The 5,976-nt window shown below is 42.2% G+C and carries 8 protein-coding genes; all 8 read left to right on the top strand.

Going from position 1 to position 5,976, the window contains the following annotated elements; translation table 11 throughout:
* Positions 1-67: 67 nt before the first annotated feature.
* The 8 genes from HWQ38_RS01345 (at position 68) to HWQ38_RS01310 (ending at position 5,839) form a co-directional block, all read left to right on the top strand.
* Entirely contained in the window at positions 68-436 is a 369-nt protein-coding gene (locus HWQ38_RS01345) for a hypothetical protein (protein ID WP_292789419.1), read from the top strand.
* Between the two features lie 5 nt (positions 437-441).
* Complete coding sequence (locus tag HWQ38_RS01340; RefSeq protein WP_292789418.1) at positions 442-1,887, top strand: ATP-dependent RecD-like DNA helicase; 1,446 nt, start codon at positions 442-444, stop codon at positions 1,885-1,887.
* A gap of 2 nt (positions 1,888-1,889) precedes the next feature.
* A complete protein-coding gene (locus HWQ38_RS01335; protein ID WP_292789416.1) occupies positions 1,890-2,201 on the top strand; it encodes a hypothetical protein in 312 nt (103 codons plus the stop codon).
* A 52-nt stretch (positions 2,202-2,253) separates the two neighbouring features.
* Complete coding sequence (locus HWQ38_RS01330; RefSeq protein WP_292789414.1) at positions 2,254-2,535, top strand: hypothetical protein; 282 nt, start codon at positions 2,254-2,256, stop codon at positions 2,533-2,535.
* Entirely contained in the window at positions 2,513-3,970 is a 1,458-nt protein-coding gene (locus tag HWQ38_RS01325; RefSeq protein ID WP_292789412.1) for a DNA cytosine methyltransferase, read from the top strand. The genes HWQ38_RS01330 and HWQ38_RS01325 overlap by 23 nt, the downstream gene beginning before the upstream one ends.
* A 62-nt stretch (positions 3,971-4,032) precedes the next feature.
* Complete coding sequence (locus HWQ38_RS01320) at positions 4,033-4,215, top strand: hypothetical protein (RefSeq protein WP_292789410.1); 183 nt, start codon at positions 4,033-4,035, stop codon at positions 4,213-4,215.
* An 11-nt stretch (positions 4,216-4,226) separates the two neighbouring features.
* Positions 4,227-5,594, top strand: a complete 1,368-nt coding sequence (locus tag HWQ38_RS01315) for an IS4 family transposase (protein ID WP_292789408.1) — start codon at positions 4,227-4,229, stop codon at positions 5,592-5,594.
* A gap of 41 nt (positions 5,595-5,635) precedes the next feature.
* Positions 5,636-5,839, top strand: coding sequence for a DNA cytosine methyltransferase (locus HWQ38_RS01310; RefSeq protein ID WP_292789406.1), 204 nt, complete (start codon positions 5,636-5,638; stop codon positions 5,837-5,839).
* Positions 5,840-5,976: the final 137 nt, after the last annotated feature.

Genomic DNA, 5,976 nt, shown 5'->3' with positions numbered 1-5,976 from the left:
TAAGTACACAGCGCCCAAACCCAAAGTAGATTCACGGGCGATCGCAAAACAATGGCTGCAAAACTAGATGAAAATTATAAACACTCGCTGGTATGGCGATCGCGATTGTATTGGTGCTATCAACTCTCAATCGGGCGGAGAATTCGTTTGCGATTGCTCTTGGCCATTCCCCTTGGACTCAGAACGCGAAGAATCGGCGGAACAAATTGCGGCACATATAATGCGATCGCATAACTGGGTGCTGGATTTATCAGAAAATCAAGTGGCACTTGTTTTTTTAATCGAGGCTTGCGATCGCGTTGTTGAGCGCAAAGCATTGCTTACTGTCACCCTTGCGGTAATTGGGGATAGTGGGGCAGAAATTAGTGATAAACAATTAAACCTAATACAGCAGGCATCTGCTCTGTTGAAACAAGCAAAAAATTACGAAGGTTAACGGCGATGTTGAAATCTCCAAAATTAGATTGGAATTATAGCAAGCATAGAAAAAGCTTGTCCTTCAATCAATTACAAGCGTTTGATTTACTTCATGATTGGTATGATTCTAATCCAGATACAACCTTTGTGCTTCGGGGCTACGCTGGTACGGGGAAAACGTTTTTAATTCAGCGTGTTATCAAATCTTTCCAAGAATGCTTTCTCAAGGAAAAATGGGGAGAAACTGCCCCAATATATGTTGCTCTTGCTGCCCCAACCCATAAAGCAAGGCACGTACTTGATACAATGGCTGCATCTGCTGGGCTAGATAAAAATCAAATTCACGTTTCGACTTTGCACAGCTTACTTCATGTAATGCCTGGGGAGTATGACGAGAATGGAAAACAGAAGCTAAAACCAAATTCCTATTCTAGGGAACCTTTTTATACTGAATTTGATTTGGTAGTAATTGACGAAGCCTCAATGTTGGGGAATGAACTTTTAAACCTCATCCCGACAAGAATTCCTACTATTTTCATAGGTGACCCAGCACAACTGCCACCCGTTGAAGACGATTTGGAGCGATCACCAATTTTCAATCTCCCATGTGGCATTGAGCTTACCCAAGTCATGCGTTACGAAGGGGCGATCGCAAAATATGTAACTGCGCTACGTCAAGATTTGTCGGCACAATTCCCCCCACGATTATTGAGCCAAGGTAATATTGAAAAGTTGCAATTTGAGAATTGGCTGGAAAGTGCGATCGCATCCTATCAATTCAACCCTTCTCCTTCGGAGACGCAAGCGCGAACGGCTCCGCTCAGGGTAAATCGAAATTCTGCAAAAGTCTTGGCATGGACTAATAACCGCGTTAACACTCTTAACAATCAAATTAGGGCAATCCTTTATCCCAATGCGGAGCAAATAGAGGAAGGTGAAATACTTTTTGCAAAAGAGCCTATCTTTCTGTATACCCCAGAGGGAGATAAAGCTGATATATTCATGCACTCATGCGCTGAGTGCGAGGTTGTTGAATTTTCTGAGCATTCCAGTAGACATCATTTAGTCCATAGCGTATTCAAAACTTACAGGATAGCAGCAATAAACGATATGGGTAGGGAAGCGAGGATTTCAATCATTCATAATGATTCATGGGATTTAGTTAAGTCATCAGTAGCAGAAGAAAAAAAACGGATTTTAAGCTTAGAAAGCAATAAAAGAAAAAACGCTTGGCGTGACTACTATGAATTTCTAGAAATGTACAACTTGGTGGTCAAAGGCAGTTTAATGCAGCGATTGCAATATGGCTATGCAATTACTGTACACCAGTCACAAGGCGGCACATTTCCTAATTGCTTTGTTGATACTTCTAATATTTTCGGTTGCCGCGATGTAGTTATGCGAAATAAATTGTTATACGTCGCCTATAGCCGTGCTTCAGAGCAACTTTTTTGCTGTAGTAAATGGTAATCATGCAACAACTTAGCTTATTTGCAGAAGAACAGGATGAGTGGACATCAGAGGATTGGCAAACACCAGATGCGATCGCCCAACTCATGTCGAAATTAGTGAAGCCGGGCGATCGCGTTATCCTAGAACCCTGCGCCGGCACTGGACAAATCGTAAAATACCTAGCCAACCTCCCAGACAAAACAATCCACGCCAACGAACGCAGTTATTCTCGTTGCAAGCAAGGTAGACTCAATACCCCGTCCCCATTCTCCGCTTTGTGGTCACATAGTGACTTTCTTTCTACAGATTGGGAGCCATCCGTTACCGATTAGCGATATGACCTTGTAATCACAAATCCGCCATTCGGGATGTGCATGAAGTTTATTGAGCGATCGCTCTCTCTACTCAACCCCAATAACCCAGAGGCACGGCTACTTTTTTTGCTACCTCTCGATTGGAATTGTTCTTTGGAGCGTGGACGGCATTGGCAAAGACTCAATGCACACATTCACCCATGCTCCCTATCCCATCAATTTTATTCGCATTAAGCTTGAATTTTTCTTAGATAACGACTGGTGTCCACATCATATCCAGTCGGAAAACACCGATATACTTCTAGCGTTGCAAGACGCAGAAAAGCAATATGACCAGTATTCTGTCAAATGAATCCGTAGAGAGTAAGTCAAATGCAATACCCGAAAAATTCTTAGATAAAAAATTTGAGCCAGTCGGATGCCTTTACTCCTACGTCGAAACCAAAAAACTAAAAGATGGTACACAAGCTCTTTACCCTCGTGTTATCGGTAAGCGCGATCGCACCAACCCTCATCATTGGCGTTGGGGCTTCAACTGGAAAGAGAAATGCGATGGCGTGTGGAAGGGTAAGAGCATTGGTTCAATCCCCTGTACTGCTGTCTCAATGATTCGTGAGATGCAAGAAAGCAAGACTGGGTTGGCACTGATTATTGACTTTATTGTCAAAGCCAAGAAGCAAGCAAAAACGAATTCTGTCCCTTTGCTCCCCTGCTACCCCACTCCCAAAATCATAATTTCTCAATCACCTAACATTTTATTCAACAGCCACTTCTCAGGATGCGGAGGTAGTACGCTCGGTGCGATCGCCGCAGGTTTTGTTCCTATCCATGCAATTGAGAATAATCCGGCGATCGCTGAACTCTACAAAACTAACTGCGGCGACATCTTAGTTGCAGATATTGCTACGGTAGACTTTAAAAGGCTTGATATTCCAACCCAACTAGAACGCCGTCGCTCCGGACAAATTCTCGTAACTCAAACTTCACCGCCCTGCCAAGACTTTTCAGCAGCTAATACTAATTCGGGCAACAGAGATAGTCTACGCGCCAATATTCTTAGAGAAACTTGGCTGTATTACGAAATATTCCGCCCTGAGTATGTTGTTTTGGAGAATGTCCCTGCATACCGTCATAGCAAGCCTTATCAAGAGTTTGAGCAGTATCTAATCACTCTTGGCTACAAAATCATTAAGGTCTTATTTAACGCTGCTGACTATGGTGTGCCACAAACAAGAATCAGGTTTTTTGCGATCGCGGTTCACAAAGACTATCCAATTCCTCAAATTAGCCCTACTCACGAATATCAGCAGCACGGACAGTTATTTTTAATTCGTAAACCTTGGATAGGTTGGTATGAGTCTTTGAAAGACTTATTGCCATCTTTACCCGAATCAAAGCTGACTAAAAAACAAGAGAACGCGATTGCTGTACTTGAAACTCAACTTATTGATCAGCAAAATAGTAAGTCAGTCGCACTGGGCTATAAAACCAGACTCAAGGATAAACCATCTTTTACTTTAGGATGCAATGCTCAAGCTAAAGTCCTGTTAATTGATGGACAGCAACGTGGCGCGGGAGGTGAGAGACAGACTAGAGATGCAACTGACCCATGTTGGACAATCCCAGCAAGTATTCATAAAGGTGTGCCTCGCGCCGTTCTGATTGAACGTCTTGGGTATTACGATTCTCCCAAAACTGCACAAATAGAAAAACCCTGTTGGACACTCCGAGCAGCGCTTGCTGACGATTACCATAAGGGAAATCGCACCAAGATGGAATGGCACTAAGAAAAGCTCTAAGCTGTGTGGAATAAGGACTACAGCTTTAAAAGCTATTTAAAAGTGTTGGGATGGCTCAGGCAATTGTCTTTGATGCAGTTTCATGGAAGCGATCGCCGATAAAGTTCATCGCAAAGAGCGATCGGTGTACAGAGACGGGGATGAGATGTAAAGGTTATGTAAATTTTGTGCTAAGTAGAAAAAGCTTACTCGTTCATGAAATACTTTCACAAGAGACGAGCAAGCAAATATAACTACTACTACTGTGACACTGCGAGTACAAATCCTCAAGGATAAATTTAGCCAGAGTTTGGGATTACCTTTTAAAGAACTGTTACCAACAAGTGCAATTGAGCAAGCTCTGGCAGAGCTAAAAATTAAATATAAGCAGCGATTATTTGACCCGATTGTAACCTTGTGGGCATTTTTATCTCAGGTTTTAGACACTGATAAAACTTGCCATAATGCGGTGAGTAAAATAATTACACATTTGGCAGGAGAAGAGGTAGAAATCCCTTCAACTGATACAAGTGCTTATTGCCAAGCACGGTCGAGATTGCCGGAGAAATTATTGGAGAAGCTTTTCAATTACTCAGCACAAAATTTAGAAGGGAAAGTGACCCAAGAACACTTATGGTGCGGTCGAAACGTGAAGGTGATAGACGGTTCAACTGTCTCCATGCCTGACACTGTAGAAAACCAAAAAGAATATCCACAACCCAGTAGTCAAAAGCCGGGATGCGGCTTCCCAATTGCCAAAATTGGTGTGATATTCAGTTTAGTGACTGGAGCAGCTGTTGCTTTATGCATAGACGTTTTGAACACTCATGATATTAAGTTAGCCAGAAAACTGTACAGTTTTCTCAAACCTAATGATGTACTTGTAGGGGATAGAGCTTTTTGTGCTTACGCTGATATATTTACTATCAAAAAGCTTAATTGTGATGCCGTATTCCGTAAGCATCAATCTCGAACAACAACCATGCGAAAAGGCAAACTTGTTGGGGATTGCGACAAATTAGTTACTTGGTATAAACCTAAAGGATGCCCACAAGGATTGAGCAAGGATGAATTTGATGCTCTACCTTCTGCCATAACTGTAAGAGAAATTTCCTACTACATTGTTATTCCTGGTTTTCGCACTCAACAAGTCAGCTTAATTACTACTATTTTAGATAAAGCAACTTATTCTACTCTTGAAATTGTTGGACTTTACGGTAAACGTTGGGATGTTGAATTGGATTTGAGACATATAAAAACTACCTTGGGTATGGATATTTTACGATGTAAAACTCCTTCAATGATCCGCAAAGAAATTCATGTTTATTTACTGGCTTACAATTTACTTCGGAGCTTAATGTGGTCGGCTGGGACTATTTACAGTACTCCTCCAAATCGCCTATCACTGCAAGGTACTCGCCACCATTTAATTAACTTTATTCCCAAATTATTAGCAGCAACTTCTCAAAAATGCCTCCAAATTTATCGCACTTTGCTAAAAGTTATTGCTCACAAAGCTGTTCCAGAACGCCCAGGTCGTAGTGAACCACGAGTTCGTAAACGTCGCCCCAAAATTTACCCCTTGATGACCAAACCCCGGCATGAATTACGTAAACAATTGCAAACTGCTTAAACCGCAAGTGTTTCGGCTTTTCTTAGTGCCATTCCACCAAGATGATTGATGCGATACTTGATGGGGCAGATGTTAGAAGCCTAAATACTCTTGCTTTGGCTCGATTACAGTCGTTTGATGATAGCTATCAATGGAGTGGTAAGTCATCGATTGATATGCGGGGAATTGGAAATAGTGTTTGTCCCAAAATGATGCAGGCGTTGCTTGCCGCCGTAGGCATCGCGTTGGGTATTGCTCGGCCGTAGTATCAAGCACAAGTGGCACATCCAGCATTTAGATGTGCTGCCACAAACTAAAGATACTAGAGAAGCGATTAAGAAGGCTAAAGGTGCCATCGCCTCTAAACAAGATCGCATTAATCAACAGAAGAGAGGATCTGATT

It is taken from the genome of Nostoc sp. NMS7 (assembly GCF_017115085.1).
Lineage (GTDB): Bacteria > Cyanobacteriota > Cyanobacteriia > Cyanobacteriales > Nostocaceae > Nostoc.
Note: the sequence above shows the minus strand (reverse complement) of the source record. Positions and strands in the feature narration are given on the sequence as shown.

What these genes read in the sequence shown, in the direction of transcription:
- HWQ38_RS01345 (WP_292789419.1), top strand. Translation starts at nt 68, where the DNA reads ATGAAAATTATAAACACTCGCTGGTATGGCGATCGCGATTGTATTGGT.
- HWQ38_RS01340 (WP_292789418.1), top strand. Translation starts at nt 442, where the DNA reads ATGTTGAAATCTCCAAAATTAGATTGGAATTATAGCAAGCATAGAAAA.
- HWQ38_RS01335 (WP_292789416.1), top strand. Translation starts at nt 1,890, where the DNA reads ATGCAACAACTTAGCTTATTTGCAGAAGAACAGGATGAGTGGACATCA.
- HWQ38_RS01325 (WP_292789412.1), top strand. Translation starts at nt 2,513, where the DNA reads ATGACCAGTATTCTGTCAAATGAATCCGTAGAGAGTAAGTCAAATGCA.
- HWQ38_RS01320 (WP_292789410.1), top strand. Translation starts at nt 4,033, where the DNA reads ATGGCTCAGGCAATTGTCTTTGATGCAGTTTCATGGAAGCGATCGCCG.
- HWQ38_RS01310 (WP_292789406.1), top strand. Translation starts at nt 5,636, where the DNA reads ATGATTGATGCGATACTTGATGGGGCAGATGTTAGAAGCCTAAATACT.